At 71.4% G+C, this 26462-nt stretch carries 27 protein-coding genes; 19 read left to right on the top strand and 8 right to left on the bottom strand.

What is annotated here, in order from left to right; all coding sequences use genetic code 11:
* The first annotated feature begins 210 nt into the window (after positions 1–210).
* The gene (locus K1J60_RS42620) at positions 211–807 is read left to right on the top strand and encodes a DUF6448 family protein (protein WP_220650902.1); all 597 of its coding nucleotides are present in this window, start codon (positions 211–213) and stop codon (positions 805–807) included.
* 268 nt (positions 808–1075) lie between these two features.
* Here the strand turns inward: K1J60_RS42620 and K1J60_RS42615 are convergent, their stop codons facing one another.
* Both K1J60_RS42615 and K1J60_RS42610 read right to left on the bottom strand, forming a co-directional pair.
* Positions 1076–1825: a glucose 1-dehydrogenase gene (locus K1J60_RS42615; protein ID WP_220650901.1), complete on the bottom strand. Its 750-nt coding sequence runs from the start codon at positions 1823–1825 to the stop codon at positions 1076–1078.
* 110 nt (positions 1826–1935) lie between these two features.
* Positions 1936–2349 carry a CBS domain-containing protein gene (locus K1J60_RS42610; RefSeq protein ID WP_220650900.1) on the bottom strand — a complete coding sequence of 138 codons (414 nt, stop codon included), beginning with the start codon at positions 2347–2349 and terminating at the stop codon, positions 1936–1938.
* A 381-nt stretch (positions 2350–2730) separates the two neighbouring features.
* Here K1J60_RS42610 and K1J60_RS46520 point away from each other — a divergent pair, with 381 nt between their 5' ends.
* Together K1J60_RS46520 and K1J60_RS47000 are read left to right on the top strand one after the other, a co-directional pair.
* On the top strand, positions 2731–3573 hold the full coding sequence (locus K1J60_RS46520; RefSeq protein ID WP_259408170.1) for an AMP-binding protein: 843 nt from the start codon (positions 2731–2733) through the stop codon (positions 3571–3573).
* Positions 3574–3582: 9 nt separating this feature from the next.
* Positions 3583–3741, top strand: a complete 159-nt coding sequence (locus K1J60_RS47000; RefSeq protein ID WP_317619760.1) for a transketolase C-terminal domain-containing protein — start codon at positions 3583–3585, stop codon at positions 3739–3741.
* A 126-nt stretch (positions 3742–3867) separates the two neighbouring features.
* Here the strand turns inward: K1J60_RS47000 and K1J60_RS42595 are convergent, their stop codons facing one another.
* Positions 3868–4728 carry a CBS domain-containing protein gene (locus K1J60_RS42595; protein ID WP_220650899.1) on the bottom strand — a complete coding sequence of 287 codons (861 nt, stop codon included), beginning with the start codon at positions 4726–4728 and terminating at the stop codon, positions 3868–3870.
* A 199-nt stretch (positions 4729–4927) separates the two neighbouring features.
* Here K1J60_RS42595 and K1J60_RS42590 point away from each other — a divergent pair, with 199 nt between their 5' ends.
* Genes K1J60_RS42590 through K1J60_RS42550 form a run of 9 tightly spaced genes read left to right on the top strand, consistent with a single transcriptional unit; the run spans position 4928 to position 12850 of the window.
* Positions 4928–5428: a hypothetical protein gene (locus tag K1J60_RS42590; protein WP_220650898.1), complete on the top strand. Its 501-nt coding sequence runs from the start codon at positions 4928–4930 to the stop codon at positions 5426–5428.
* A complete protein-coding gene (locus K1J60_RS42585) occupies positions 5428–6411 on the top strand; it encodes a V-type ATPase subunit (protein WP_220650897.1) in 984 nt (327 codons plus the stop codon). Before K1J60_RS42590 ends, K1J60_RS42585 begins: the two co-directional genes overlap by 1 nt.
* A complete protein-coding gene (locus K1J60_RS42580; protein WP_259408169.1) occupies positions 6398–7891 on the top strand; it encodes a V-type ATPase 116kDa subunit family protein in 1494 nt (497 codons plus the stop codon). The genes K1J60_RS42585 and K1J60_RS42580 overlap by 14 nt, the downstream gene beginning before the upstream one ends.
* A gap of 2 nt (positions 7892–7893) precedes the next feature.
* A complete protein-coding gene (locus K1J60_RS42575; RefSeq protein WP_220650896.1) occupies positions 7894–8310 on the top strand; it encodes an ATP synthase subunit C in 417 nt (138 codons plus the stop codon).
* 2 nt (positions 8311–8312) lie between these two features.
* A complete protein-coding gene (locus K1J60_RS42570; protein WP_259408168.1) occupies positions 8313–8540 on the top strand; it encodes a V-type ATP synthase subunit F in 228 nt (75 codons plus the stop codon).
* Complete coding sequence (locus tag K1J60_RS42565) at positions 8537–9064, top strand: hypothetical protein (RefSeq protein WP_220652010.1); 528 nt, start codon at positions 8537–8539, stop codon at positions 9062–9064. The genes K1J60_RS42570 and K1J60_RS42565 overlap by 4 nt, the downstream gene beginning before the upstream one ends.
* Positions 9052–10824: a V-type ATP synthase subunit A gene (locus K1J60_RS42560; RefSeq protein WP_220650894.1), complete on the top strand. Its 1773-nt coding sequence runs from the start codon at positions 9052–9054 to the stop codon at positions 10822–10824. Before K1J60_RS42565 ends, K1J60_RS42560 begins: the two co-directional genes overlap by 13 nt.
* Positions 10821–12242 carry a V-type ATP synthase subunit B gene (locus K1J60_RS42555; protein ID WP_220650893.1) on the top strand — a complete coding sequence of 474 codons (1422 nt, stop codon included), beginning with the start codon at positions 10821–10823 and terminating at the stop codon, positions 12240–12242. The genes K1J60_RS42560 and K1J60_RS42555 overlap by 4 nt, the downstream gene beginning before the upstream one ends.
* Positions 12239–12850, top strand: a complete 612-nt coding sequence (locus K1J60_RS42550) for a V-type ATP synthase subunit D (RefSeq protein WP_220650892.1) — start codon at positions 12239–12241, stop codon at positions 12848–12850. The genes K1J60_RS42555 and K1J60_RS42550 overlap by 4 nt, the downstream gene beginning before the upstream one ends.
* 635 nt (positions 12851–13485) lie before the next feature.
* On the opposite strand, the gene K1J60_RS42545 is transcribed toward K1J60_RS42550, so the two are convergent.
* From K1J60_RS42545 to K1J60_RS42525, 5 genes are all read right to left on the bottom strand, one after another.
* Positions 13486–14454 (bottom strand): helix-turn-helix domain-containing protein, encoded by a 969-nt coding sequence (locus K1J60_RS42545; protein ID WP_220650891.1) that lies wholly within the window; start codon positions 14452–14454, stop codon positions 13486–13488.
* A gap of 49 nt (positions 14455–14503) precedes the next feature.
* Complete coding sequence (locus K1J60_RS42540; RefSeq protein WP_220650890.1) at positions 14504–15223, bottom strand: SDR family NAD(P)-dependent oxidoreductase; 720 nt, start codon at positions 15221–15223, stop codon at positions 14504–14506.
* Positions 15220–16257 carry a 2,3-butanediol dehydrogenase gene (locus K1J60_RS42535; protein WP_220650889.1) on the bottom strand — a complete coding sequence of 346 codons (1038 nt, stop codon included), beginning with the start codon at positions 16255–16257 and terminating at the stop codon, positions 15220–15222. The genes K1J60_RS42540 and K1J60_RS42535 overlap by 4 nt, the downstream gene beginning before the upstream one ends.
* 52 nt (positions 16258–16309) lie before the next feature.
* Positions 16310–16843 (bottom strand): 2,4'-dihydroxyacetophenone dioxygenase family protein, encoded by a 534-nt coding sequence (locus K1J60_RS42530; RefSeq protein WP_220650888.1) that lies wholly within the window; start codon positions 16841–16843, stop codon positions 16310–16312.
* A 632-nt stretch (positions 16844–17475) separates the two neighbouring features.
* Positions 17476–18021: a MarR family winged helix-turn-helix transcriptional regulator gene (locus tag K1J60_RS42525; protein ID WP_259408167.1), complete on the bottom strand. Its 546-nt coding sequence runs from the start codon at positions 18019–18021 to the stop codon at positions 17476–17478.
* 323 nt (positions 18022–18344) lie between these two features.
* On the opposite strand from K1J60_RS42525, the gene K1J60_RS42520 reads away from it, so the two are divergent.
* The 7 genes from K1J60_RS42520 (at position 18345) to K1J60_RS42490 (ending at position 26418) form a co-directional block, all read left to right on the top strand.
* The gene (locus K1J60_RS42520; protein ID WP_220650887.1) at positions 18345–18848 is read left to right on the top strand and encodes a flavin reductase family protein; all 504 of its coding nucleotides are present in this window, start codon (positions 18345–18347) and stop codon (positions 18846–18848) included.
* 56 nt (positions 18849–18904) lie between these two features.
* Positions 18905–20386 (top strand): 4-hydroxyphenylacetate 3-monooxygenase, oxygenase component, encoded by a 1482-nt coding sequence (gene hpaB, locus K1J60_RS42515; protein WP_220650886.1) that lies wholly within the window; start codon positions 18905–18907, stop codon positions 20384–20386.
* The gene (locus tag K1J60_RS42510) at positions 20386–21831 is read left to right on the top strand and encodes a fumarylacetoacetate hydrolase family protein (RefSeq protein ID WP_220650885.1); all 1446 of its coding nucleotides are present in this window, start codon (positions 20386–20388) and stop codon (positions 21829–21831) included. The genes hpaB and K1J60_RS42510 overlap by 1 nt, the downstream gene beginning before the upstream one ends.
* On the top strand, positions 21828–22760 hold the full coding sequence (dapA, locus tag K1J60_RS42505) for a 4-hydroxy-tetrahydrodipicolinate synthase (RefSeq protein WP_220650884.1): 933 nt from the start codon (positions 21828–21830) through the stop codon (positions 22758–22760). Before K1J60_RS42510 ends, dapA begins: the two co-directional genes overlap by 4 nt.
* The gene (gene hpaE / locus K1J60_RS42500) at positions 22757–24244 is read left to right on the top strand and encodes a 5-carboxymethyl-2-hydroxymuconate semialdehyde dehydrogenase (protein WP_220650883.1); all 1488 of its coding nucleotides are present in this window, start codon (positions 22757–22759) and stop codon (positions 24242–24244) included. Before dapA ends, hpaE begins: the two co-directional genes overlap by 4 nt.
* Positions 24241–25257 carry a 3,4-dihydroxyphenylacetate 2,3-dioxygenase gene (gene hpaD, locus K1J60_RS42495; protein WP_220650882.1) on the top strand — a complete coding sequence of 339 codons (1017 nt, stop codon included), beginning with the start codon at positions 24241–24243 and terminating at the stop codon, positions 25255–25257. The genes hpaE and hpaD overlap by 4 nt, the downstream gene beginning before the upstream one ends.
* Before the next feature lie 204 nt (positions 25258–25461).
* Positions 25462–26418: an AraC-like ligand-binding domain-containing protein gene (locus K1J60_RS42490; protein ID WP_220650881.1), complete on the top strand. Its 957-nt coding sequence runs from the start codon at positions 25462–25464 to the stop codon at positions 26416–26418.
* Positions 26419–26462 lie beyond the last annotated feature (44 nt).

Raw genomic sequence — 26462 nt, 5'->3', positions numbered from 1 at the left:
GGGCGTGGACGAACACTGCCGCCGGGTCCACGACGTCTACCCAGACGTCGCCGGACTCTTCGAGACCGACCGCCCCGTGTACCACGCCCGTGTACGCCCGATTCCCGGCCTCGTCCCAGCCCTGCGTGCGCGCGGTCCACACGCCCTGATCCCGATCGCCACACTGACCTTCCTCGGCATGGCCACAGCCCTGGGAACCGGATCGGCGCCGTGTTCGCCCTCGTCGCCCCCTCGTACCCGCCGACCAAGTCGGATCGGTCACCGGCATCGTCGGCGCCGCCTGCGGACCGGGCGGCTTCTTCCAGCCCCTGCCTGGCATCAGGGCCTCCACAAATCTCAGTACAGCTCAATATCGACCAGATCCTGCCCTACGTGCCCGAAGCAGGAGAACCAGAAGTCCGTGAGGCGTTCGGCCTCACCGGCAAGGCGCGGACTCTCGGCCAGGAGGCACGGGAAGTGGCCGACCGCTGGTTCTTCGAGACGGTCGTCCGCGTGCACCGCGCCGGGGAAGGCGCTCCCTTCACGGGGCTCAAGCCGGCTGGGCTCGATGTCGGACCGGTGATACCGGCTGCCGAGCGAGCCCTCGACGCCGGCTCGGCGGACGAACTGACCGACATACTCTGCGGGATCGTCCGTGAACAGGTAGCGGAGCGTCACGGCAGCGCCATGGCGCTCAAGGAGCATGCCGCTGAGGGCGTGGCCGACGCTCGCGCATACGTGGAGGCCAGCCTCGGTCTGGAGGTGTGGGCACACCACCTGTACAAGCAGGCAACCGCTGCTCCGCATGCGCCAACCCGGCGCTCATGAAGCAACGGCGTCCGAGTGTCACCCCGATGAGCGCCCAGCGGTGGGCAGTCAGGGCACTGCCGTGCCGCGCTTACTCCGCCGGGGCGGGGGCCCGGGCAGCTGTCGAGTCCTCCCTCAGACCCGGCTCTCGACAACCTGCGAACAGCCCGGCATTGACGGAGCGCGATCACGTCCCCTCCGACTGGCAGCAAGCAGCACGCCTTGGTGACATCGCCGATGAAGCGGGCCACTGCCGGTCAAGGCCCAGATGCGTACGGAGACGGCCGGGTCACTGGGCGGATGTCAGTACGCTCGGCGGGCCGGCGGTGACACCGCCGTCCAGGACGAACTCCACGCCGGTCGAGAAGGTGGCGTCGGTGGCGATGAACAGCACCATACGGGCGACCTCCTCGGGCTCACCGAACCGAGGGAGCGGCTGTCCGGCTGTGAAGGAGTCGTCGAAGCCGGCCGTCATCGCGGTGCGCACCGCGCCCGGGTGGACCGAACAGACACGGATTCCGTCCGGGGCCAGTTCCAGAGCGGCGGCCTTGGTCAGCCCGCGCAGTGCCCACTTGCTGGCCACATACCCTCCTATCCCGGCATAGCCGGTGATCCCGGCGATCGAGGAGACGTTCACGATCACGCCTCCGCCGGCCCGGCGAAGCGACGGTGCCGCCGTACGTATACCCAGCCAGGCGCCCTGGACGTTGACGTCGATGACCCGCCGGAAGGATTCGAGGCTCTGCCCCTCAATGGTCCCCCACTCGAGAATCCCTGCGTTGTTGACCAGCACCGAGACAGGGCCCAGTTCCCGCTCCGTCTCCGCCACCACCGTGCGCCAGCAGTCCTCGGTACTGACGTCCAGGCGCGCGTAGCGGGCCGGGCCGCCGAGTTCCGCCGCCAGCTTCTCCCCCTCGGCGTCGAGGACATCGGCGATGACCACGGCCGCGCCCTCGGCCGCGAACAAACGTGCCACAGCGGCGCCGATCCCTCTGGCTCCACCGGTGATGATCGCCACCCGCTCGTTCAGACGTCCCATCACGACCTCCTGAACCCATGCCTCGACAAAAATCCGTAAGAGCGGCTCGGCCGCGCCTGCGGCACGACACGTCCGGTCACAGAGTCGCGGGCCGACGGCCGACGAGTCGGTCAGGGGGCCGCGCAGATGACCTCGACGAAATGTCCCACTTGGTCCTCGGGGAGATGGCGTGCGAGATCGGCCTCGCTGATCATGCCGACGAGGCGGTGGTCGTCGATGACCGGCAGCCGCCGGATCTTGTGTTCTTCCATGGCCCGGAGCACCTGACCGGCGTCGGCGTCGATCGTGACCGGCTTGCCCTGTTCGAGCTGGCCCGCGGACACGGTCCTGGGGTCCTTGCCCTTGGCCAGGCACTTCACCACGATGTCGCGGTCGGTGATGACCCCGTGGAGACGGTCGTCCTCCCCGCAGATCGGGAGGGCTCCTACGTCCAGCTCCTTCATCCTGCGTGCTGCGGCCTCCAGTGTCTCGTTCTCCTGGATGCAGGTGGCACCGGAGTGCATGATCTCCCGGGCAGTGGTCATGGTCGTCTCCCTTCGAGCGTCGCTGCCGCCCGGGGAGAGCCCATGGAGTCTGGCCCACCCCGGCCGGTACTCCTCCAGACCAGTGTGAGTTCCTCTCCTCCCGTGCGCATGCCGGCGCAGGGGCGACCACGTCACCTATGCCACATCGCCCTGCAAGGGCGGCAGAGCCCGGTCACGAAGGCCGATACCCCTCACCGGTCATGTCTGCGGATCGACCGCGATCGGGCACGGCGCGTGACGCAGCACCATGAGAGACACGGCGAAGCGGAGTGAGACCGCGCACCGTGCAATTCGGGTCGCAAGAAGCGGGCGGCCCTCGGCTCCATGAACGCCGGCAGCGACTGCCGCCCGTCCCCTGAGGCCCGTGCCTGTCCGGCGGTAATGCGACCGAAGCCGGGCTCGGCGACCCTGGAGATCAGGGGACAGTGCCGGGAGGAGCCCCATGCCCTGGGACACATCCACAAGGACACCGCGCCGGTCGTCCCACCCCGTCTCGCCGACTACGACCGGGCCCGCTCCGCCTTCACCTGGGCGCGGGCGCGCACCGCGTTGACCGGGCTGCCCGGCGGCGGGCTCAACATGGTTCACGAGGCGGTCGACCGGCACACGGCCTCGGACCACGCGGACAAAGTCGCGCTGCGCTGCGTCGCCCGGGACAACTCCGTCTCGGCCCGGGACAACTCCGTCTCGACCGTCACGTACGCGGAACTGGCTCGCCGTACGTCCCGTTTCGCGAACGTGCTCAGGTCGCTGGGTGTCGGCCCCGGCGACCGGGTGTTCACCCTGCTCGGCCGCTGCCCCGAGCTGTACACCACGGTGCTGGGCACGCTGAAGAACACCAGCGTGCTCTGCCCGCTCTTCACCGCGCGACGAGATCCTCAACAACGCCGCCACCCTGCTGCACATGTCCGGCGGGGCCAGTTGCCCGTACCGCTGGTCATCCGCATGACCACGGGCGCAGGACGGCAACTCGCCGCGCAGCACTCCCACAGCCTCGAAGGCTGGTACGCCCACATCCCCGGCATCCGTGTCCTCGCCCCCGCCACCCTTGAGGACGCACGCCACATGCTCACCCCCGCGCTCGCCGACCCCGACCCCGTACTGATCTTCGAGCACGGAAGCCTCTACAACGTCTCCGGCGAACTCCTTCCGCCGACAGCCTCCGTGGACCTGGACCACGCCGCGATCCGCAGACCCGGCACCGACATCTCCCTGATCACATAAGGCGGTTCGCTGTCCAAGGCCCTCGCGGCGGCGGACGAGCCGGCCGCCGAGGGCATCAGTGCCGAGGTGATCGACCTGCGCACGCTGCGTCCCCTCGACGACGCGGCCATCACGGCGTCCGTGGCCGGGACCGTCACTCGCCTCCTGCAGAACCCGGAGCAGCTGTGAACATGAACCGAACCGAAGCGCTGGACATGGTCAGGGAGTCGATCGCCTCCGTCATCCCGCGGTTGGGATTCCTCGGCATCACCGACGCGTGTCCGTCTGCTGTTCGTTTCGGGCTCGACGGCCTTTTCAGTCGGTTTCCGTCTCGTCGATCACATCGACCACGTCGTCGACGTCCCGCACCGATGCGAGCAACTCCGGGACAAGGGCCTTGTCCAGTCGCCCCGCCACCGTCACCACCCCTTTCTCCACGGTGACCTCGACAGCTCGCGGATCCAGCAGATGCTGACCGACCAGGGACTCGACCTGGGCCCGGATCTCGGCGTCGTCCCGGATCATCGCCCGCAGCAGATCTCGCCGACTCACCACACCGACCAGCCGACCGCGATGGTCGGTCACGGGCAGCCGCTTCAGCCGCGCGTGAGCGGCGGTCCACGCGGCATCCGCCACGCGCTCCGCCGGGTGGACGGTGATCGGTGGGAAGGTCATCAAGGTGGACGCCGTGTCGCCATGGCTCTTCTCGTACAGGCGGTGCTGCCGCAGCCTGCCGACAGGCCCGTGCCGGTGCGGTTCCACCATGACGGCTGCCTTGGCCAGAAGATCAGACTCCGAGACGACACCGATCACGTGGTCGTCACCGTCGACCACCGGTACGGCGCTCAACTGCTCGCGGGCGAGGGTGTGGGCCACGTCCAGGAACGGCATGTCACCGGGGACGGAGACCGCCGGAACCTGCATGACGTCCCGCACGTGGAGTACGACCGGTACCTGAGCGGAGGGCGCATGCGCGGCCGTGGCCGACGGCTCGGCCCTTTCCTTTCCGGCAGCGGGCTCGGACTCCTCGGTGCTCCTTGCCGACGCGGTGGAGGCGACCGCTGCGAGGTAGCGGCGCAGCGCGTCCTGGCGCGGTTCTTCCTGTGGTGTCCAGGGACGGCCCGGCGTGGTGCGGCGGGCCTCCTTCTCAGCGGAGCTGTGCCCGAAGTCGCTCACGGCTGCCTCCCAGGGGACGCCGTCCACCTACGGGGTAAGTCTCGCATCGATCCAGTGGTGTCGCCTCCGGCCGAACGACCCCCGGTGCGGGAGCAGGTGGCCCAGTGCGACGCGACAGGTTTCCCTCCACCATGGAGACTGGGAAGCGCTCCACGGGGAGAGTGGAAGCAGGGTCTTGGACCGACCTGGAGGAGAGTTCGTGGCGGGTTTCCGGGACTTTCTGACACGGTTCCGACCGGCGGCCTCGCCCGGCCGAGCCGCACCGGGCGGTGTCCCCGCGGACCGCTCCGCCGAACTCCGTGCGGAACTCGCACCACCCCTTGCCCTGCTCGAACAGGTGGAGGCGGAAGCCCGGTCCATACGTGAGCGGGCGGCCGACACCGCCGTGTCACGCCGACAGGAAGCCGAACGGCAGGAGGAGGCCATCGTGGCCGAGGCGCGTGAGGAGGCCCGTCGGGTACGGGCGCGCGCGGCCGAGCGGGTGCTGCGTGCCGCCGAGGGCGAGGCGGCGGAACTGCGCGCTGCGGCCGAGCGGGAGGCAACCGCCGTACGCGAACGTGCCCGGACCCGGATGTCCCCGCTCGCCGACCGTGTGCTCGCACAGGTGTGGGAGGACCTCGCGGCGGAGGAGCGACCGTCACCCGCACCGGCGCCTCACCGGTCTCCGGGCTGCGGAAGGCCCCGGGAGGGTGACCCCTGATGGGCGCCGGATGGGTGGCCGGTGTGACCCGGGCGCGGGCTCTGCGGACCAGGTGCCTGGGCGCGGACGGCGTCCGGAACGTGGCCGGGTCCCCGACGCTGGATGACGCCTTGCGCTACTTGGCGGCCACCGCGTACCGGCACGACGTCACCCCCGGCGCCACCCCGGCCGAGGCCCAGCGGGCGGTCTCGGCGACTCTGCTGTGGCATCTGCGGGTCCTCGCCGGCTGGCAACCGGCCACCGGCACCGATGCCGTCCGGGCACTCGCCGCCGGATTCGAGATCTCCAACACCGAGCACCATCTGCGCTCCCTCTCGGCCGGAACTCCCGGCCCCGCCCCAGTCGAACCGCGACATGCGGGCGTGGAACGCCTCCGCCCCCCGCCCTACCGCCTGGGCGCGCTGGCGATCGCCTGGACGCAACTCGCCCGCACCCGTACGCCGTCGGAGCTGCGTTCCACGCTGGCGGCCTCCGCATGGGGCGACCCCGGGGGCGACTCCCCGGCCGCGGTCGCCACCGGCATGCGGGTCTCCGTCGCCCTACGGCTCGCGACCGCCGTTCCCGACGCGGCGCGCTGGGCGGCGGCCCGGCTCGCCCTGCTGTTCGTCCGTGAGGTGTTTGTCATAGGCCGCCGGATACCGGATGTCTCCGCCGGCCGGGCGGCCCGCCTGCTCGGCCCCCGAGCGGTAGGGGCGGGGTCGTACGCCGACTTCCGGCAGGCGCTGCCGACCACGGCGCAGTGGCTGCTGAAGGACATCGACGAGGCGGCGGACCTGTGGCGGGCGGAGGCACGATGGTGGGACGCGGTCGAGCGGGACGGCCGGGAACTGCTGCGCCGCTCCCACTTCGGGCCGCAGCCGGTGGTGGGGGCCGTGGCGCTGCTGTCCGCAGATGCGTGGCGGACCCGCGGAGCGCTGGAACTGGCCGCCCGGGGCGGCGCCCCCGGGGACTGGCCCGCGGAGGTGCTCGATGCTCCGGGCTGAAGCGGCGGTACCGGTCCGGATGCGCAGGGTGGCCGTCGTGGTCCCCGAGCAGGCGCTGCGGGAGAGCCTGGTGCGGATCGCAGAGGCGGGCTGCGTCGAGATCGACCTGGCCGGGGACGGAGGGGCGGATGTCCGCGGGCCGGCGGCGACCCACCTGCAGCGGCTGCGCGCCGAGCCGGCACAACCCGTTCTCAGCGAGGCTGCGCCCGATCTGGATGCCCTGGAGCGCGAGGGCCGGACGGACCTGCTGGCGGGCGAGGCGCAGTTGGAGGAATGCCTCGGCAGCGCGGTCCGGCACGGTGCGATCGCGGCACTGGCCGGCTGGTGCCCCGAGACGGAGGTGGGCCCTACGGCGGCGCGCATCGCCGGTGCCGGGGGCGCACTCGTGCCGCTGCGGACCCCGCGCGGTGTCGACCCGCCGACCCTGTTGACCGGAGCGGGCACGGCGCCCCCGGGGCATGCGGCGACAACTGTGCGGCGTTCCTTCACGCCCCTGGTCACGACGTACGGAACCGTGCCCTACGCCGACCTCGACCCCACGATGGCGGCCGGGATCGTCTACGTGGTGATGTTCGGCCTGATGTTCGGCGACGCCGGGCACGGGCTGCTGCTGGTCGCCATCGCGCTCTTGCTTCGGGCGGGGCTGCCCCGTCGGCTCGCGGCGCTGCGTCCGCTGTGGCCCTTCGTCGCCGGCGCCGGGCTGGCCGCCACCCTGGCCGGTGTGGCATACGGCGAATTCTTCGGCCCGACCGGTGTGCTTCCCGTGCTGTGGCTGGAACCGCTGGAGGAGCCCATGCGGTTGCTGGCCGCCGCCGTCGGGCTCGGAGCTGTGCTGCTCGCCGTCGCCTACGCCGCGGGGATCGTGAACCGGTGGCGGGAGGGCGGACCGGTGGCGGCTCTGTACGCGACGACCGGCATCGCCGGGGCTGCGCTCTACCTCGGTCTCGCCGTCATCGCCGGGTATGTGTGGCTCGGCCAGGCGGCGTACTGCGTCGTGGGAGCCGTGATCGCCGTCGTCGGCCTGGGCCTGGCCGGGGTGGGGCTGTACGCGACCACGGCGGGCGGTCCGGGCGGTGCCGTGCAGACCGGCATCCAGCTCTTCGACGCGGTGGTCCGGATCGGCTCCAACGTCGTGTCCTTCGCACGGCTCGCGGCCTTCGGCCTGACTCATGCGGCGCTCGGCGCGATCGTCTGGGACGCCACGGCGGCGCTGGCCGGCCGGGGTCCGGTGGCCGTCGTCGCGGCGGTGCTCGTATTCCTGCTCGGCAATGCCCTGGCCTTCTCGCTGGAGGCGCTGGTGGCGGGTGTCCAGGCGCTGCGGCTGGAGTTCTACGAACTGTTCTCCCGGCTCTTCGAGGGCGAGGGCCGACCCTTCAGGCCCTGGCACCTGCCCGTGGAGCACATCGCGGGTTCAGCCACCGCCGCGGGGCCGCCCGTAACAGCGAAGCCCGTCCGACAAGGCCCGGCGAGGGAGGAGTAATCGTGATCGCCTGGTTCTTGGCCCTGCCCGTCATCGTCGCGGGATTCGTCGCCGTACGCCTGGTACTGCGGCGCTCGGGCCGCGCGGCCCTGTGGTGGATGATCGCCGCCGACGCCGTGCTCCTGGTGGCCGCCACCGTGGCCCTGGCCCTGGCGCTCAGCGGCGGATCCGCGCAGGCCGCGACCACGACGGCACAGGAGTCCGGCTCCGGCTCCGCCGCCCTCATCGGCGCCGCGATCGCGGTGGCCGGGGCGACGATCGGGGCGGGCATCGCCGTCGCCTACACCGGCGCGGCGGCCCTCGCGGCGCTCAGCGAACGGCCCGAACTCTTCGGCCGGGCCATGGTCATCGTCGGCCTGGCCGAAGGCATCGCCATCTACGGGCTGGTCGTCGCGGTCATCCTCATCGGGAAGGCGTGACCATGGGCACCGTCGCCGCCATCGGAGAACGGGCCCGTGTGGTCGGCCTGGCCCTGGCCGGAGTGGCCGTCCTCGTCGCCGACGGCCCCGACGACGTACGCCGGGTCTGGCGGAGCCTGCCGGACGGCGTCGACCTGGTGATCCTCACCCCTGCGGCGGCCGAGGCACTGGAGTCGGACTCCGCGATGCCCGGCGGCCACCGCCCGCTGACCGCCGTGATGACGCCATGACGACCCCGGCCCCCCACCAGACGACGGACGCGCTCCGGCCCGTCCGGCATGAGCTGCTGCGGGCCGCCCACGCCGACGCTGACGCGCTGCTGGCCGACGCCGAGCGGGAGGCGGCCACCCTGCTCGGCCGCGCCCGCTCCGAGGCCCGGGCGATCCTCGACGAGGCCGCGCGGGAGGGTGAGGCCGACGGCGCGGACGCCGCCCGCGACCTTCTCGTCCGGGCCCGGAGGGAGGCCAGGTCCCGCACGCTCGCCGCGCGCCGGGAGTTGTACGACGAGCTGCGCCGGAAGGCCGCGGAACGCGTACGGGAGTTGCGCGGGACCGATGACTTCGCGTCCCTGCGGGAGCGGCTGGAACACCGGGCCCGTCTCCTCCTCGGTGCCGGCGCCGAGTTGAGCGAGCACGCCGACGGGGGTGTGGTGGCCCGGGTGCCGGGGAGGAGGGTCGACTTGTCACTGACCGTGCTGGCCGACCGCGCGCTGGACCATATGGGAGCGGAGGTGCGGAGCCTGTGGGAGCCGTGACGGAAGCCGCCGAGACGCGTCGACGGCCGGCTGACCGGCAGTCGGCCCCGCGGATCCTGCGCGTCACCGGACCGCTGATCGAGATGGAGTACACGGGCGGCATCGCGATGTACGACCTGGTCTCGATAGGTCCCGCCGGACTGCCCGGCGAGGTCGTGGCCATCAGCGGTGACGTGGTCACCGTCCAGGCGTACGAGTACACCGGCGGCCTCGCACCGGGGCAGACGGCGATGCCCCAGGGCCGTCCGCTGTCGGTGCGGCTCGGTCCGGAGCTGCTCGGCGGGATCTTCGACGGCCTGCTGCGCCCCCTGTCCGGGGCCGGCGACTGGCTGCTGCCCGGCGCGCAGCGGGCCGCCGCCGAGGAACGCCGCTGGTCCTTCTCCCCCTTGGTGGCGCAGGGCGAGCAGGTGGCCGAGGGACAGGCGCTCGGGGAGATCCAGGACGCCGGGCCGGTGCCGGTGAAGGTCCTCGTGCCGCCCGGCTGCGGGGGCGCGGTCGAGGAGATCGCCGTCGCCGGGGACCATGCGCGCGACGCGGTGGTGGCCGTGGTGGGCGGCACCGAGGTGACGGTCGGCGCCTTGTGGCCGGTGCGCCTGCCGCGCCCGGTGCGGGAGCGCGTCGACAGCCACGAGGCCCTGAACACCGGCCAGCGGGTGATCGACCTGCTCTTCCCCGTGGCCCGGGGCAGCACGGTGGCGGTGCCCGGTGGCTTCGGCACCGGCAAGACGGTGCTGCTGCAGCAGATCGCCAAGTGGTGCGACGCGGAGGTCATCGTCTACGTCGGCTGCGGGGAGCGCGGCAACGAGATGGCCGACGTCATCACCGAACTGGCGGAACTCCAGGACCCGCGCACAGGTGGACGCCTCGCGGACCGCACCGTGACGATCGCCAACACCTCCAACATGCCGATGATGGCCCGTGAGGCGAGCGTGTACACGGGGGTGACGGTCGCCGAGTACTTCCGGGACATGGGCCTGGACGTGGTCGTCATAGCCGACTCGACCTCCCGGTGGGCCGAGGCGCTGCGCGAGTTCGCCTCCCGTACCGGCGCGCTGCCCGCCGAGGAGGGTTACCCGGCCGGACTGGCCTCCGCCATCGCGGCCTTCTACGAGCGGGCCGCCGCCGTGACCACTCTCGGCGGCGTCCGGGGCTCGGTGACCGTGATCGGCGCGGTGTCCCCGCCGGGCGGGGACATGACCGAACCGGTGACCGCGCACACCGAACGCTTCGTCCGCTGCCTGTGGACCCTCGACCGCGACCTCGCCTACGCCCGCCACTACCCGGCGGTCTCCTGGGCCGGGTCCTTCTCCCGGGACGTACCCGTCCTGGCCGCCGGGCACCGGGCGGCCGGCGATCCGGCGTGGAACCGGCGCCGCGACCGGGTGGGAGCGGTGCTGGCGGAGGCCGACCGGCTGGCCGATCTCGTGGATCTGATCGGGATCGCTGCCCTGCCCGCGCGGGAGCGGATCAGCGTGCTCGCGGGGAGGCTGATCCGGGAGGGCGTGCTGCAGCAGAGCGCACTGTCGGAGCGGGACGCTTATTGCGGTGCGGAGAAGACGGCCGCGCTGGCCGACGCCGTCCTGGCGGCCGCCGATCGCTGCCGCGAACTGGTGGACTCCGGTGTCCCGGCGGCCTCGGTCGAGGAGGTCGACTTCGGTCCGCTGCTGCGCGCCCGCGAGGACACCGGTCCGCACGACACCGCCGGGGTGGCGGCGCGGCGGGACACCATGCTGGCCGGGCTGGGGGCGGTGCGCCCATGAACCCGTCGGGATCCCTGAGCCTGTCCGGTGGGATCGAGTACACGGCGGTGCGTGAGCTCCGGGGACCACTGGCGATCGTCGCAGGCGTCTCGGGGATCGGCTGGGACGAGTACGTGCGCATCACCCTCGCGTCGGGCGCACGGCGCCACGGCGTGGTGCTGGACGCCGACCGCGACCTGGCGGTCGTCCAGGTGCTGGAGGGCACCGCGGGCATGGATCCGGAGGGCGTCCGCGCGGCGTTCTCGGGCAGCCCGCTGCGCGTCCCGGTCGGGACGGACTGGCTCGGCCGGGTCTGCAACGGCCGGGGCGAGCCCCTCGACGGCGGCCCGCCCGTATTCGGATCCCACGCCGCCGAGGTGGGCGGCGCTCCCATCAACCCGGTGCGGCGCGAGCCCCCGTCCGAGCCCGTGCTCACCGGCGTCGGGGTCATCGATGCCCTGACCACGCTGGTACGCGGACAGAAACTGCCGGTGTTCTCCGTGGCCGGACTGCCGCACCTGGAACTGGCCGCCCAGATCGCCGCCCAGGCCACCGCCGCCGGAGAGGCGTTCAGCGTCGTCTTCGCGGGCATGGGTCTCACCCACGCCGACGCCTCCTTCGTACGTGACGCCCTGGAGGAACGGTCCGCGGCCGGAGAACTCGTCCTGCTGCTGAACACCGCCGACAACCCGGTGATCGAGCGGATCCTCACCCCGCGCATCGCGCTCACCGTCGCCGAGCACCTCGCCTTCACCGAGGGACGGCACGTCCTCGTGGTGATGACCGACATGACCACATACGCCGAAGCCCTGCGCGAGGTCTCCGCCGCCCGCGGGGAGATCCCCGCCCGCCGTGCCTACCCCGGCTACCTCTACAGCGACCTTGCCTCTCTGTACGAACGCTGCGGACGTATCAAGGGCCGTCCCGGCTCGGTCACCGTGCTGCCGGTGCTCACCATGCCGGCGGGCGACATCACCCACCCCGTGCCCGACCTGACCGGCTACATCACCGAGGGCCAGATCGTGCTCTCGCCCGAGACACACGCGCGAGGCGTCTACCCGCCGCTGGACGCCCTGTCCTCCCTCTCCCGGCTGATGCGCAAGGGCGCAGGGCCCGGCCGTACCCGCGACGACCACCTCGACGTCGCGGCCCAGCTGCTGGCGGCCCTGGCCCGCGCGCGGCAGGTGCGCGATCTCGCGGACCTGGTCGGTCAGACGGCGTTGAGCCCCACCGACCGCCGCTACCTGGACTACGAGGAGACGTTCCTGCGGGACTTCGCCGACCAGCGCAGCGACGAACCGCGCGACCTCGACACCTCGCTGGACCGCGGCTGGCGGGCGCTGCTCACCCTGCCCCGCAGTCAGCTCTCCATGCTTCCCGCCTCCCTACTCGATGCCCACGCAGGGAAGGACACCCCGGGCGCGGAGGCGTCCCGATGACCGGCGCACGCCGTACGCCGCCCGGCCGTGCCGGACGCCTGCGCCTACGGCACAGCCTTGATGTCGCCGAACGCGGAGCCGACCTGCTGGAGCAGAAGCTGCGCATCCTGCGCTCCGAGCACCAGCGGCTGCTGCACGCGGAGGAAGCGGCTGTGCGGGCCTGGCACGAGTTGCTGTCCGAGGCCGAGGAATGGCTGCTGCGGGGCCTGCTCCTGGGCGGGGAACAAGCCCTCGACTCGGCCACGGCGGGCATCGGCCCCGCCGAGGTCACTGTGCACTGGACCGTCTCCATGGGGGTACGTCACCCGGCGGGGGTCGCTACGTCCGTACCCGCCCGTCCGCCCACCGCCGCCGCCCCCTCCAACACGGCTCTCGTGCACGCCGAGGCGGCCTACGGCCGTGCCGTGCGCGCCGCCGCCGAGTACGCGGCGGCCCACGCCGCCGCCGAACGTGTGGGCGCGGAAGTCATCAGCACACGGCACCGGGCCCGTGCCCTGCGGCGCCACTGGATCCCCCGCCTGCGGGAGGCACTGGACCGGAGCGACCTCGCCTTGGAACAGGCCGAGCACGAGGACAGCGTCCGGCGGCGCTGGGCTGCCCGGCACTAGCCACGAGATGTCCAGGCCGTCTGGCTGCCCGCCGAGATGACCGGCGACAGACCCCACACTCCGCTCGGCCCCGTGCCGGTCGTCACTACGAACGGCCGTCCACCGTCAGATCGAGGTCGTCCCGGCCTGCACTGCGGCAGTGATCACCGAGACCGTCGTACGCCGTGACTTCCAAGGCCACGACGCCCTGCTCGCGCTGCGGCTGACGGACGCCACACCAGTTGCCGCCACGACAGACCCTCCTTGCCGACACACGAGGCCGGCCTGCGCGTCGTGGGCCTACGGCTCGTGCACGCCTTCGGATGGCCGTCGATGCACGTACCGCACGGCGGCCCCCGTGGAATCCGGCCGCCGCGGGGATGCGTGAGCGGATGGACGGCACACTCATCGAGGCCGAGCAGCGCGCCCGCGAGCCGCGCCACACGTGGAGGCGACGCGAGAGGTCACCGTGGTACCTCTGCGGCCTCCGACATCGCCGAGGGGACCCACGCACACCACTTCAGCACGATAAACAGTCCACCGAAAGCAGCAGGTCAGAGCCAGTAGGCACACACGGAGAGACTCGGCGCCGATCAGACGGAGCCGCCGTCGTCAGTGCCAACGAGTTGACCTCGGACGACGTCACCGCACGTCCTCTACTGCGTCGCCTCCGCGCGGGCCTCGCTCGGGGTGAGGCCGAACCTGGAGCGGAAGAGTCGGGCGAAGTGGGCCTGGCTGGAGAACCCCCACCGGTGCGCGACGTCGGCGATCCTGGTCTCCCGCGCCCCGGGTCCGGTGAGTTCCCGGCGCGCCCCGGCCAGGCGCCGTTCCATGATGTGCCGCGCCGGAGACCTGCCGGTCGACTCGAAGATCCGCCCCAGGTGCCGTACCGAGATGCCCAGAACGCCGGCCACCTGCGCGGCCCCGAGACCGGGGTCGTGCAGATGCCGGTCGATGTAGTCCTCCGCCACGATGAGCTGCGAGCGGTAGGCGTCGGGCCCCGGCCGCCCTCCCGTGCGCTCCTCGGCGAGTTGCCCGAGCAGGTCGAGCACGTTCTCCTCGGCGTCGGCGAGACCGTCCGGGCCGCCACGCAACGAGGCCACTGTGCCGAGCAGGGTACTCAGCGCTGCCACGAGCGCGCCCTCCCGTGCCGTGCCCCGCCCGAACAGCATCGGCCCGGGCAACCCGCTTCCCACGCACGCCTGCGTGAACAGCTCACGCGGCACGTCCACCAGGATCTGCCGCATCGAGGAGGAGAACCCGAACAGATACGGCCTGCGCGTGTCGTAGAGGCACAGCTCGCCCGCCGTGGCCGCGAGGCAGCCGTTCTCGTGCAGGAACACCGCCTCCCCGGTGAGCAGGAGGCTCGCGAACACCGAGTCCTTGGGCGTCGACCTGACCGTCTGCGGGCTGCGCTCGATGGCGTGGGCGTTGCCGGAGATGTCGGCGAGGCGCAGCTTGCCCAGCTCGATGTTGGTCTGCCTGGCCAGCAGACCCTGCTCGGAGTAGGAGGTGCAGGACAGGCCCACCAGGGCCCGGCGGTTGTAGTCCTCCCAGTAGTGGATGCGCTCGGGGGGTTCGACGTGCTCGGTGGTTGCCCGGGAGATCACGGAGAGGGGGGACATGTGACCTCCTCGTGCTGTATGCGTGTCGGGGGCTCAGCGTAGGTGACGGTCACACGGCCAGGTAGCCCCCGTCCACGGGGACTACCGCGCCAGTGACGTACGAGGCCGCCGCCGAGCACAGGAACGCCACCACCGAGGCGACCTCGTGCGGCTGCCCGAGCCGCCCGGCCGGGACGCGGGCCAGCACCTGTGCCGTGGCCTCGGGGTCGTCGAGGACCCCCCGGGCCAGCGGGGTGACCACGAAGCCGGGGGCGACGGCGTTGACCCTGATGCCGTCGGCGGCGTACTCGGCGGCCAGCGACTTCGTCAGCTGGGACACGCCGCCCTTGCTCGCACTGTAGGCGGGCCGGTCCCTGCTGCCGAAGAAGGCGAACATGGACGAGACGTTCACGACGGCGCCGCCACGTGCGGCCAGGGCCGGACGGGCGGCCTGGCAGGCGACCATGGTGGCGGTGAGGTTGATCTCGATGACCCGCTGCCAGCGGACGAGGTCGTACTCCCCGCGGTCGTGGCTGACCCCGGCGCAGTTCACCAGCACGTCCAGCGACCGCTCCGCGGACAGCAGACCGGTCAGCCCGGCACGGTCCAGCACGTCGTGCTCCACGATGTGGACGCCGGGGTGGTCGGGCAGGTCGGCGGGATCGGCGGGTGGCAGACCGAGCGCGGTCACATCGGCGCCCAGCTCGGCGAGGAGGACGGCCGTGGCCGCGCCGATCCCCGAGGTGCCACCCGTCACGAACGCCCGCCGCCCCGCGAACTCGCCGCTCACGGACGCTGCCCTCCTGGTCGTACCAGCACCTTGACCTGCTCCTCTCCGCGCAGCAGCGCCTCGAATCCGTCACGCACGACGTGCTCCAGAGGGATCGTGGACGTGACGATCCCCGCCAGGTCCACGCCCTCCTCGTCCACCAGGCGGATCAGCTCGGGATGGACGTCGCGGTATCCCACGCTCGTGATGATCGTCTGTTCGTTGTTGACCAGGGCGAAGGCGTCCAGGGAGACCGTGCCGGTCAGGCCGAGGAACATCACCCGCCCGCCGCGCCGGGTGGCGGCCAGGCAGGCGCGCAAAGTGCCCTCCGAGCCGACCGCCTCGAACACGACGTCCGCTCCCTCGCCGCCGACCACGTCTGAGAGGTCCGCGCCGGCCTCGGTGGCTCCCAGGCGCAGCGCCAACTCGCGGCGGACCGGAGACCGGTCGGCGGCGACGATGCGCCCGGCGCCGTACAGGGCCGCGAGCTGTGTCACGAGCAGCCCGATCGGGCCCAGTCCGAGGACGGCGACGGTCTCGCCGGGGTGGATCCCGGCCCGCCGCACCGCGTGCAGCGCCACGGCGGCCGGCTCGAACACCGCAGCCTGCTCCAGAGAGACCCGTTCGGGCAGCCTGTGCAGCATGTACGCGGGTACGGTGGCGCGCTCGGCCAGCCCGCCGTGCCCCATGAGCCCGGCGAACCCGAAGTGCCGGCAGATGTTGTAGTCCCCCGCGAGGCACCGAGGGCAACTACCGCACCGGTAATGCGGCTCCACCGCGACCCGGTCCCCCGCGGCGACCTCGGTGACACCGTCGCCCACCTCGGTGACGGTGCCGCAGAACTCGTGCCCCAGGACGAGCGGAGCGGCCACGCCGGACTCCGGGTGCGGGTCGCCCACGGGGATGGCGTGCGGCCCGTCGGCGTACTCGTGCAGATCGCTGCCGCAGATCCCGCAGTAGGCGACCTCGATCGTCACCTCGCCGGGCCCGGGCGGCGCCGTCGGCACGTCCTCGACGCGGACATCTTTGGCCCCGTACCAGATTGCCGCCTTCATACGGCCCCCTCGTGCCTGGTGTGCGGCGCGACGACGGTTTCCGTCATGGCGCTCAGCGGAACAGGGAGTTGACGTAGTCGGCGCCGATTCCGACCTGCTCGTAGTGCTCGCGGCACATCTTGATGTAGTCGTGCACGTCGAAGAAGCCGTCGGGCTCACCGTTCTCGTCCAGCCAGATGAGCGGGCCCTTGACGATGAAGAACGCCTTCATCGGCTCGCCGCTGTCGTAGGCGACCAGCGTGTGGCCCTCGCCCGGGGCCTCGTAGACGAAGTCGCCGGCGGTCGCCGTCCAGGGCCGCTCCAGGTAGCCCCACTTGCCGGAGATCGTGTACGCGAACACCTCGTGCGGGTGGTAGTGCCGGTTGACCAGCCCCGCCTCCTTGGCCCGCAGGATGTCGGCCCAGCTGTTGTCCTTGACGTTGATCCACAGCGGGCGGGAGCCGACGGTCTCGGTGAACGGCACGTAGTAGCGGTCGTCGTCCGTGGCGACCTTGGACAGGTAGACCTCGGGGAGGGCGTCGGGGCGGAGGGAGTTCTCGATCGGCTTGAGGTCCTTCCAGAACTCACCGGCGGGCACGTCGGGCATGCGGGGGCCTCCTTCGTCGCGGGTTTCCCGGAGTGAATCCCGGAGAGACCCGTGTCGTCTTTCCCACGGCAGACCTGACCGCTTGCAGATTCCGGACATACACCGATGGCCGGCACGGCCGGACTCGCGCCCGCCCGGAACGGCCGCGGCGCTCGGGCAGGCCGGCATCGAGGCCGCCGACCGGTCCTGGCCGACCGGCGCGTCAAGGAAGTCGGCGGCTGCCCGCGTCTCGACGCCCGAGGAGTGACAGCCCGCAACGGGGCTGTGCTGCGGGGCGCAACGCCTCTGCGGCGGTCCTGACCGCCTCCCGCGCATCGTGGCCGCCGACCTCGCCGACCACCACCGGAAGCTCCACGAGGAGCAACTGACCTGCCAGGTGCGCGGAAGCCGACCTCCGCCATCGTCATGAAGCAGATCGCCGAGGCGCGCCCACTCCCCGCCTGGCCTGACGACGCCCGCCCACCCGGCTCGGCACCGGGCCGATTCCGGGATGCCGAGCGGGACGCTCGGACCGCAAGATCACCCCCGGCCCTCGCGGCGCTCATCCGGATCGCACCCCCATGCGACTGCTGGTGCGTCCGACAAGGGGGACGGGGAGGGACGCGCTCCGTCAGCCGGCGGTCTCGCCCCCCTCAGGTGCGATGCCGGACGTCGAAGTGCGCGGAGTGCGTGGTCAGCTTGCCGAGCAGCTCGATGAGGGTCCGCTGCTCGTCTTCGCCTAGGGCGCCCGCCCACTCCTGTTCACGGGCGTTGTGTGCCTGGAAGGCCGTGGTGATCGCCTGCAGACCGGCTTCGGTGAGGCCGAGCTGGACCGCGCGCCCGTCGTAGGAGGCACGTTCCTTGCTCACCAGGCCGTCCCGCTCCAATGTGTTCACCAGCGCCGACACGGCCGCCCGGCTCATACCGGACAGCTCCGCGACCTTCTTCGCCTCGACCGGGCCCGACAGCCAGATGGCGAACAGCACGCGGAAGCCGGGCCACGACCAGCCGCGAGGTCGGTGCACGGCGGATTCGAGGTCGTACACGAGCATGTTGGCCGCGCGGTGGAGGGTGAGCACGAGCCGCATGGCGAGCGGGTCGATGCCGGGAAGTTCTCGGGAGGCCCGGTCGACGGCGTGGTCGATGAACGACCAGAAGTGCAGCTGGTCGGCATCCGGCGGCTCTGGTTCATGGGTCACAGTCGGAGTCTAGGTGGGGCGGTGTCAGGGACCGCAGCCAGGAGTCAGCCGCACGCCGGCGCCGCCGCCAGGTTTCCGGATCATTGAAAAACCTCGCCCGAGGGCTTCCCCAGACATGCCGACAGGGGTACGGTCCCCAATTAATCAAAGCATTGATTGCATGCTCTGAGCAGTAGTCGTCCTGTTTTGTCCCCGGAGTCTGTCAGGGGACAGGTCTGGTCTCCTCCTGGCTGTGCGTCCCCGTGCGCGGCCGGGTGGCCCTGGCCGTTCCCCCCTCTCGACGGGGTTGGTGCGGCGGGGGATCGATCCCTGAGGAACCTCTTATGCCCGAAGCACTCGCTCCCCCCGGCCCCGGCGCGCTGCGAGCCTGTATGTCCCGTTTCGCCACAGGCGTCACGGTGGTGTCGTACGCGACCGACAACGGTCCGCGGGGCGCCACCATGAACTCCTTCACGTCCGTGTCCACCGATCCGCCGCTGGTTCTGGTCAGCGTCGCCCGCCGGGCCCGCTGCCACGACCAGCTGACCGACGGCTCCTTCTGCGTGAACATCCTCGGTGCCGAACAGGAGCAGGTGGCCCGGCTGTTCGCCGGAGCCCCGAGCACCGCGGAGCCCCGCTGGGCGGAGGGGGCGCGGGTTCCCCGGCTGGCCGACCCGCTCGCCTGGGTGGAGTGCGAGCCCTGGCGCTCGTACGACGGCGGCGACCACACGCTGGTCCTCGGCCGCGTCACCGAGCTCGGTCATCGCGACGGTGACGCCCTGACCTACGCCTGGAGCCGTTTCGGATCCATGACCGAGTCCACCGACGGCATCGAGCACCTCTTCTGACGCCCTTCCGTCCGTCCCGTCCCCCTCATCACGCCCCACTGCCCAGGAGAACGACCATGGCCGCACGCACCGGCAAGGAATTCCTCGAGCGCCTCTCCCAGTCCCGTCCCACCGTGCACATCCAGGGCGAGACGCTCACCGGAGGAATCCAGGAACACCCCGCCTTCCGCAACGTGGTGCAGACCTACGCCGAGCTGTACGACCTCCAGCACAGCGACGAACACAAGGACATCCTCACGTACGTCTCCCCCACCTCCGGGGAGCCGGTCGGCACGTCCTTCCTCACTCCGCGCACAGCGGACGACCTCGTCAAGCGCCGCCAGGCGTTCAAGGTGTGGGCCGACCACAGCAACGGCATGCTCGGCCGCACCGGCGACTACATGAACAGCTCGCTGATGGCACTCGCCTCGGCCGCCGACTGGTTCGCCCAGGCCGATCCCGCCTTCGGCGAGAACATCCGCCGCTACTACGAGAAGGCCCGCGAGGAGGACCTGCTGTGCACGCACACGCTGATCCCGCCGCAGGTCAACCGGGCCGTGGCCGGTACCCAGCAGGCCGGCGGCAAGCTCGCGGCCCGCATCGTGAAGGAGGACGACAACGGCGTGGTGATCCGCGGGGCGCGCATGCTCGCCACCATCGCCCCCTTCGCCGACGAGATGCTCGTCTTCCCGTCCACGGTGCTGCGCGGCACGCCGGAGGACAAGCCGTACTCGTACGCCTTCGCCGTCCCCAACGACACCCCCGGCCTGCGCTACATCGCCCGCGAGCCCCTCGACTACGACCGTCCGCGCCACGACCACCCCCTCGCCTCCCGCTTCGAGGAGTCGGACTGTGTGGTCGTCTTCGACGACGTGCACGTCCCCTTCGAGCGCTGCTTCGCCCTCGGTGACGCCGAACTGTGCAACGGCTTCTACTCGCAGACGTCCTCCGTGGTGCACATGACCCACCAGGTCGTCACCCGCACCACCGCCAAGACCGAGTACGTCCTCGGACTGGTGAGCCTGCTCACGGAGGCCATCGGGATCGAGCAGTTCCCACACGTCCAGGAGGACATCGCCGAGATCATCACCACGCTGGAGACCCTGCGCGCCTTCCTGCGCGCGGCGGAGGCGGACGCCGAGGTCAACGAGTACGGGGTGCTGACCCCGGCCTGGGCCCCGCTCAACGCCGCCCGCAACCTCTACCCCAAGCTCTACCAGCGCTTCCCGCAGATCCTGCGCAAGCTCGGCGCCTCCGGCCTGATGGCCACCCCCACCGAACTCGACATCAACGGCCCGGCGGCCGCCGACATCGAGGCCTACCTCCAGTCGGCCACCCTCACCGGCGCCGAGCGCGTGAAGCTGTTCCGTCTGGTCTGGGACACCTGCGTCTCGGCGTTCTCCAGCCGCCAGGCGCTGTACGAGTACTACTTCTTCGGCGACCCCGTCCGGATGGCCGGCGCCTACGTGAAGTCGTACGACCGCGAGCCGTACAAGGCGAAGGTCCAGGCCTTCCTGAACCAGCACAGCCTGGATCAGCACAGCCGGGAGCGCTCCTGATGACGCACCCCCTGGGCAACCCCCCGTCGAAGATCATCGCTGTCCATCTCAACTACCCCAGCCGGGCGAAGGAGCGCGGCCGGATCCCGGCCCAGCCCTCCTACTTCCTCAAGCCCCCCTCGTCGCTGGCCGGCACCAAGGAGGCCGTCGTCCGCCCGGAGGGGTGTGAACTTCTCGGGTTCGAGGGCGAGATCGCCCTGGTCATCGGCGGTCGGGCCCAGCGGGTGCGGCCGGAGGACGGCTGGGCGCACGTGCGGTGGGTGACCGCCGCGAACGACGCCGGGGTCTACGACCTGCGCTATGCCGACCGCGGCTCCAACCTCCGCTCCAAGGGCGCCGACGGCTTCACCCCGATCGGGCCGCGGCTGCTGGATGCCCGCGAACTCGACCCGAACGCACTCCGGTTGCGCACCTGGGTCAACGGCGAACTCGTGCAGGACGACACCACCGACACCCTCCTCTTCCCCTTCGGGCAACTCGTCGCCGATCTGTCGAGACTGGTCACGCTGGAGCCCGGGGACGTGATCCTTACGGGCACTCCGGCCGGCGCGTCCGTCGTCTCCCCCGGCGACACGGTGGAGGTCGAGGTCACCGGCAACGGGCAGTCCACCGGGCGGCTGCGCAACCCCATCGCCTCCGGGCCCGCCCTGGAGACGTACGGAGCGATGCCGAGGACGGACGCGGCCGAACGCGAGGCCGCCCACGGCCCCGCGTTCACACCCGGCCCGCTCCTCGACGAACGCATCGAGGAAGGACTGCGTTCGGTCGCGGTCGCCACACTCAGCGCGCAGTTGCGCGGGCGCGGGCTGCCGCACATGTCCATCGACGGGATACGTCCGACACGGCCGGACACGAAGATGGTCGGCGTCGCCCACACGCTGCGTTACCTGCCGCTGCGCGAGGACCTGTTCAAGCGGTACGGCAATGGCATGAACGCCCAGAAGCGGGCCGTCGAGCAGTTGCGCCCCGGCCATGTGCTGGTCATGGACGCCCGCCGGGACACCTCGGCCGGCACCCTCGGGGACATCCTCGCCCTGCGCGCCCAACAGCGCGGCGCGGCCGGGGTGGTCACCGACGGAGGCCTGCGGGACAGCGCCGCCGTCACCGAACTCGGGCTGCCCGTCTACCACGGCGGAGCCCACCCCTCCGTCCTCGGCCGCCGTCATGTGCCGTGGGACACGGGTGTGCCGATCGCCTGCGGCGGAGCCCTCGTGCAGCCCGGTGACCTGTTGGTCGGAGACGCGGACGGCGTGGTCGTCGTACCACCCGAGCTGGCCGGGGAGCTGATCACCGACTGCCGGGAGCAGGAACGGCGGGAGCGCTTCATCACCGAGCAGGTGCGCGCCGGGCACGGCATCGACGGCCTTTATCCCCTCGGTCCCGACTGGCACGAGCTGTACGAGCGGTGGCGCAAGCAGCAAAGCACACAAGGAGAGCCCACATGAAGTTCCGCAGCGACCCGTCCGCCATCCGCGGATCCATCGCCCCCGCCATCACCCCCTTCACCACGGACGGAGCCGTCGACCACGACAGCCTGCGCTCACTGATCCGCTTCCAGCTGGAGTCCGGTTCGCACGGCATCTCGCTGGGCGGCTCCACCGGCGAGCCCAGCGCGCAGAGCGTCGCCGAGCGGATCGCGGGCATGCGGACGGCGGTCGACGAGATCGGCGACCGCGTCCCGTTCCTGCCCGGCACCGGCTCCCACAAGCTCGACGAGACGCTAGAACTCACCGCCGCGGCGGCGGAGCTGGGCGCCGACGCCGCTCTCGTCATCACGCCGTACTACGCGCGCCCCACACAGGAGGCGCTGTACCAGTGGTACGCGACCGTCGCACGGGAGTTCCCTGACCTGCCGATCGTCGCCTACAACGTGCCCTCGCGCACCGCCGTCGACATCGCGCCCGAGACGGTCAAGCGGCTGTTCACGGACTTCGAGAACTTCGTCGGGGTGAAGGAGACGACGAAGGACTTCGAGCACTTCTCCCGGGTCCTGCACGCCTGCGGGCGGTCGCTGCTGGTGTGGTCCGGCATCGAGCTGCTCTGCCTGCCGCTGCTCGCGCTCGGCGGCGCGGGCTTCGTCTCGGCCGTCGCCAATCTGGCGCCCGGTGCGGTGGCGCGCATGTACGAGCTGTGGGAGGCCGGCGATTTCGACGGAGCCCGCGATCTGCACTACCGCCTCCACCCGCTCGTCGACCTGCTGTTCGTCGAGACGAACCCGGCGCCGGCGAAGTGGGTGCTGCACGAGCAGGGACGTATCGCGTCACCCCATGTCCGCCCGCCGCTCACCTCTCCCACCGACGCGGGCCTGGCGAAGATCCGCGCGTTGCTCCGCGAAGGCGGAGACCTCACCCAGCAGATCGGAGCCGCCCAGTGAGCACCACCCCTGAAAACCTTCCCACCGTCATCCCGCACTGGATCGGCGGTGCCCTCGTCGACGCCGCGGACGGACGCACCTTCGACGTCGCCGACCCGGTCTCCAACACGGCCTACGCACAGGCCGCACGTGGCTCCGCGGCCGACGTGGACCGGGCGGTGACGGCTGCCCGTGCCGCGTTCCCCGAGTGGGCCGGGCTGTCCAACCGGGCACGCGCGGATGTCCTGTACCGGATCGCCGACGCCATGGAGTCCCGCCACGAGCGGCTCGCGCGGCTGGAGACCTACGACACCGGTCTGCCGATCACCCAGGCCCGGGGCCAGGCGCGGCGCGCGGCCGAGAATTTCCGCTACTTCGCGGACGTCGTCGTGGCACTGGGCGAAGAGGCGTTCCGGCAGGGCGGCGACCAGTTCAGCTACGTCGTACGCGCCCCGGTCGGGGTGGCCGGGCTGATCACGCCCTGGAACACCCCGTTCATGCTGGAGAGCTGGAAGCTCGCCCCGGCGCTCGCGTCCGGCTGCACACTGGTTCTCAAGCCCGCCGAGTGGACCCCGCTGTCCGCGAGTCTGTGGCCGGAGATCTTCGCGGAGGCCGGGGTCCCGGCGGGCGTGGTGAACATCGTGCACGGCATCGGCGAGGAGGCCGGCCAGGCGCTGGTCGACCACCCGGACGTGCCGCTGATCTCCTTCACCGGTTCCACCGACACCGGTCGGCACATCATCCGCTCCTCGGCCCAGCACCTGAAGACGATCTCGATGGAGCTCGGCGGCAAGTCCCCGGCGATCGTCTTCGCCGACGCCGATCTCGAAGCCGCCCTGGACTCGGTCGTCTTCGGTGTCTTCTCCCTCAACGGCGAGCGCTGTACGGCCGGTTCGCGCGTGCTGGTCGAGCGGCCGCTGTACGAGGAGTTCACGCGTCGACTCGCGGAACGGGCCGCGAACGTGCGTGTCGGCCTGCCGTCCGACCCCGCCACCGAGGTCGGCGCGCTGGTCCACCCGGAGCACTACGCACGGGTCCTGAACTACGTCGAGATCGGCAAGAAGGAGGCCCGACTCGTCGCGGGCGGCGAACGGCCCGCGCACCTGGCCGACGGCAACTACCTCCAGCCGACCGTCTTCGCCGACGTCGACCGCGACGCCCGCATCTTCCAGGAGGAGATCTTCGGCCCCGTGGTCGCCGTCGCACCCTTCGACGACGAGGCCGAGGCGATCGAGCTCGCCAACGCCACCCAGTTCGGCCTGGCCGCCTACATCTGGACCTCGAACCTCAAGCGCGGCCACCGCATCGCCCACGCCGTCGACTCCGGGATGATCTGGCTCAACTCCCACAACGTCCGCGACCTGCGCACGCCCTTCGGCGGGGTCAAGGCCTCCGGCGTCGGCCGCGAGGGCGGCGCCCACTCCATCGACTTCTACACCGAATCGAAGATCGTCCACGTCGCCCTCGGTGACGTCCACACTCCCCGCTTCGGAGCCACGTCATGACCACCTCGAACGCCCCCGACGTCATCCGGTCCGCCTACGCCCAGCTGGCCGTCACCGATCTCGGCGCCGCCCGCTGGTTCTGGGTCGACATGCTCGGCTTCCACGTGCAGTACGAGGACAAGGAGTCGCTGTACCTGCGCGGCACGGACGAACTCACCCACCACTCCCTGGTCCTGCGCAAGGGCGACCTCGCGGCCCTCGACCACATCTCCTACCGGGTCCGCACGCCGGAGGACGTCGACAAGGCGGAGAAGTTCTTCACCGACCTCGGCCGCCCGGTCAGGAGGCTGAAGAAGGGCGAGGGCGCGCACGGTGTCGGCGACGCCGTCCGCGTCATCGACCCGCTCGGCTTCCCCGTCGAGTTCTTCCACGAGATCGAGCGCGCCGAGCGCCTCATCCAGCGTTACGACATCCGCCACGGCGCCGAGATCGCCCGTCTGGACCACTTCAACATCTGCACCCCCGACATCCCCGCCGCCTACGCCCACTACCAGTCCCTCGGCTTCGGCTGCTCGGAGACCATCGAGGGACAGAGCGAGGACGGCGAGCACGAGCTGTACGCCGCCTGGATGTACCGCAAGCAGACCGTCCACGACGTCGCCTTCACCGGCGGGGCGGGGCCGCGCCTGCACCATCTCGGGGTGGCCACCCACGAGTCCCACCAGGTCCTGCGGGCGGCCGACATCTTCGGCGCGCTGCACAAGGAGCACCACATCGAACGAGGCCCGGGTCGGCACGGCGTCTCCAACGCCTTCTACCTGTATCTCCGAGACCCCGACGGTCACCGCGTGGAGATCTACACCTCGGACTACTACACCGGTGACCCGGACCACGAGACGTACCGCTGGAACGTGCGCGACGACCGCCGCCGCGACTTCTGGGGCAACGCCGTCATCGAGTCCTGGTACAAGGAGGCCACCCCGGTCCTCGACCTCGACGGGCACCCGCAGCCCGTCACCGACACCGTCCTCGACGAGTCCGCCGTCCAGGTCGGCGCGGACGGCCTCGGCTGATGCCACGGGCGAGGGAGGGGCCCGGCGGTGTCTCGCGCCCCTTCCGGGACCGCCGCCCTCTCCCTCGCGCCCTCGACGCGTACGCGATCTTCCCATACAACCCATTCATCGCACTTTGTGAAAACCGGATACGACGATTAGTATCCGGCGGCACGCCCCCCGGGCGCCTTGCCGCAGGGCCCGCAGAGGAGACCCATGCCCTCGATGACGACTCCGTCGGACGCGACCTCCGCAGGACGCTTCGAGTTCTGGCGGGACATGGTCGGCCGGAGTTTCGTGCCGCTGGAAGCACTGCCGCGCGAGGTGCCCGACTTCCACGCCGCCCTGCACACCGCCCAGCTCGGCGCGGTGCAGGTGTCGGTCGTGGCCGCCGATCCGCACGGCATCGCCCACACCCGGAGGCACATCGCCTCCGACCCGGCCGACTTCGTCAAGGTGAGTCTTCAGCTGGCCGGACGGTGCATGCTGACCCAGGCGGACCGCCAGGCCCTGCTCAAGCCGGGTGAGCTGGCCATCTACGACACCCGGCATCCGTACACACTCGACTTCGACCAGCAGTACCGCACACTCGTGCTGATGTTCCCGCGGGTCATGCTCCGCCTGCCCGAGCGTGACCTGACCCGCGTGATCGCGACAACCGTGTCGTGCGACGACGGGCTGGGGCCCGTGGTGCATCCGTTCCTGCGCGGACTGGCCGAGCAGGTGCAGCAACTGGACGCTCTCGGCACCCGCCGGCTCGCGGACAGCGTGGTCGACCTGGTCGGCGCCATGCTCGCGGACCGGTGCGCGGCGCACGTGGCACAGCAGGACGACGGGCGGGAGCTACTGGCCCAGCGGATCCTCACGTACATGGAGCAGCGGCTCTCCGACCCGGGGCTCGGCCCCGACCGGATCGCGGCCGCCCACCACATCTCGCGGCGCTTCCTCTACAAACTGCTGGCCGAGCGGGGATACACGGTCTCGGGCTGGCTCCGGGAGCGTCGCCTCGCCGGGTGCCTGCGCGACCTCGCCGATCCCACGCTCGCCCATATGCCCGTCGCCGCCGTCGGAAGCCGCTGGGGCTTTCCCGACCCCGCCCACTTCAGCCACGCCTTCAAGGACACCTACGGCATGAGTCCGTCGGAGGCGCGCGGAGCCGGGCGTACGGCGCTGGGCGCCTAGCGGGCCTCTCAGCCGCGGACGCACGGTTCGCGTCTGTCGCCGTC

This window comes from Streptomyces akebiae, assembly GCF_019599145.1.
Classification (GTDB): domain Bacteria; phylum Actinomycetota; class Actinomycetes; order Streptomycetales; family Streptomycetaceae; genus Streptomyces; species Streptomyces akebiae.
Note: the sequence above shows the minus strand (reverse complement) of the source record. Positions and strands in the feature narration are given on the sequence as shown.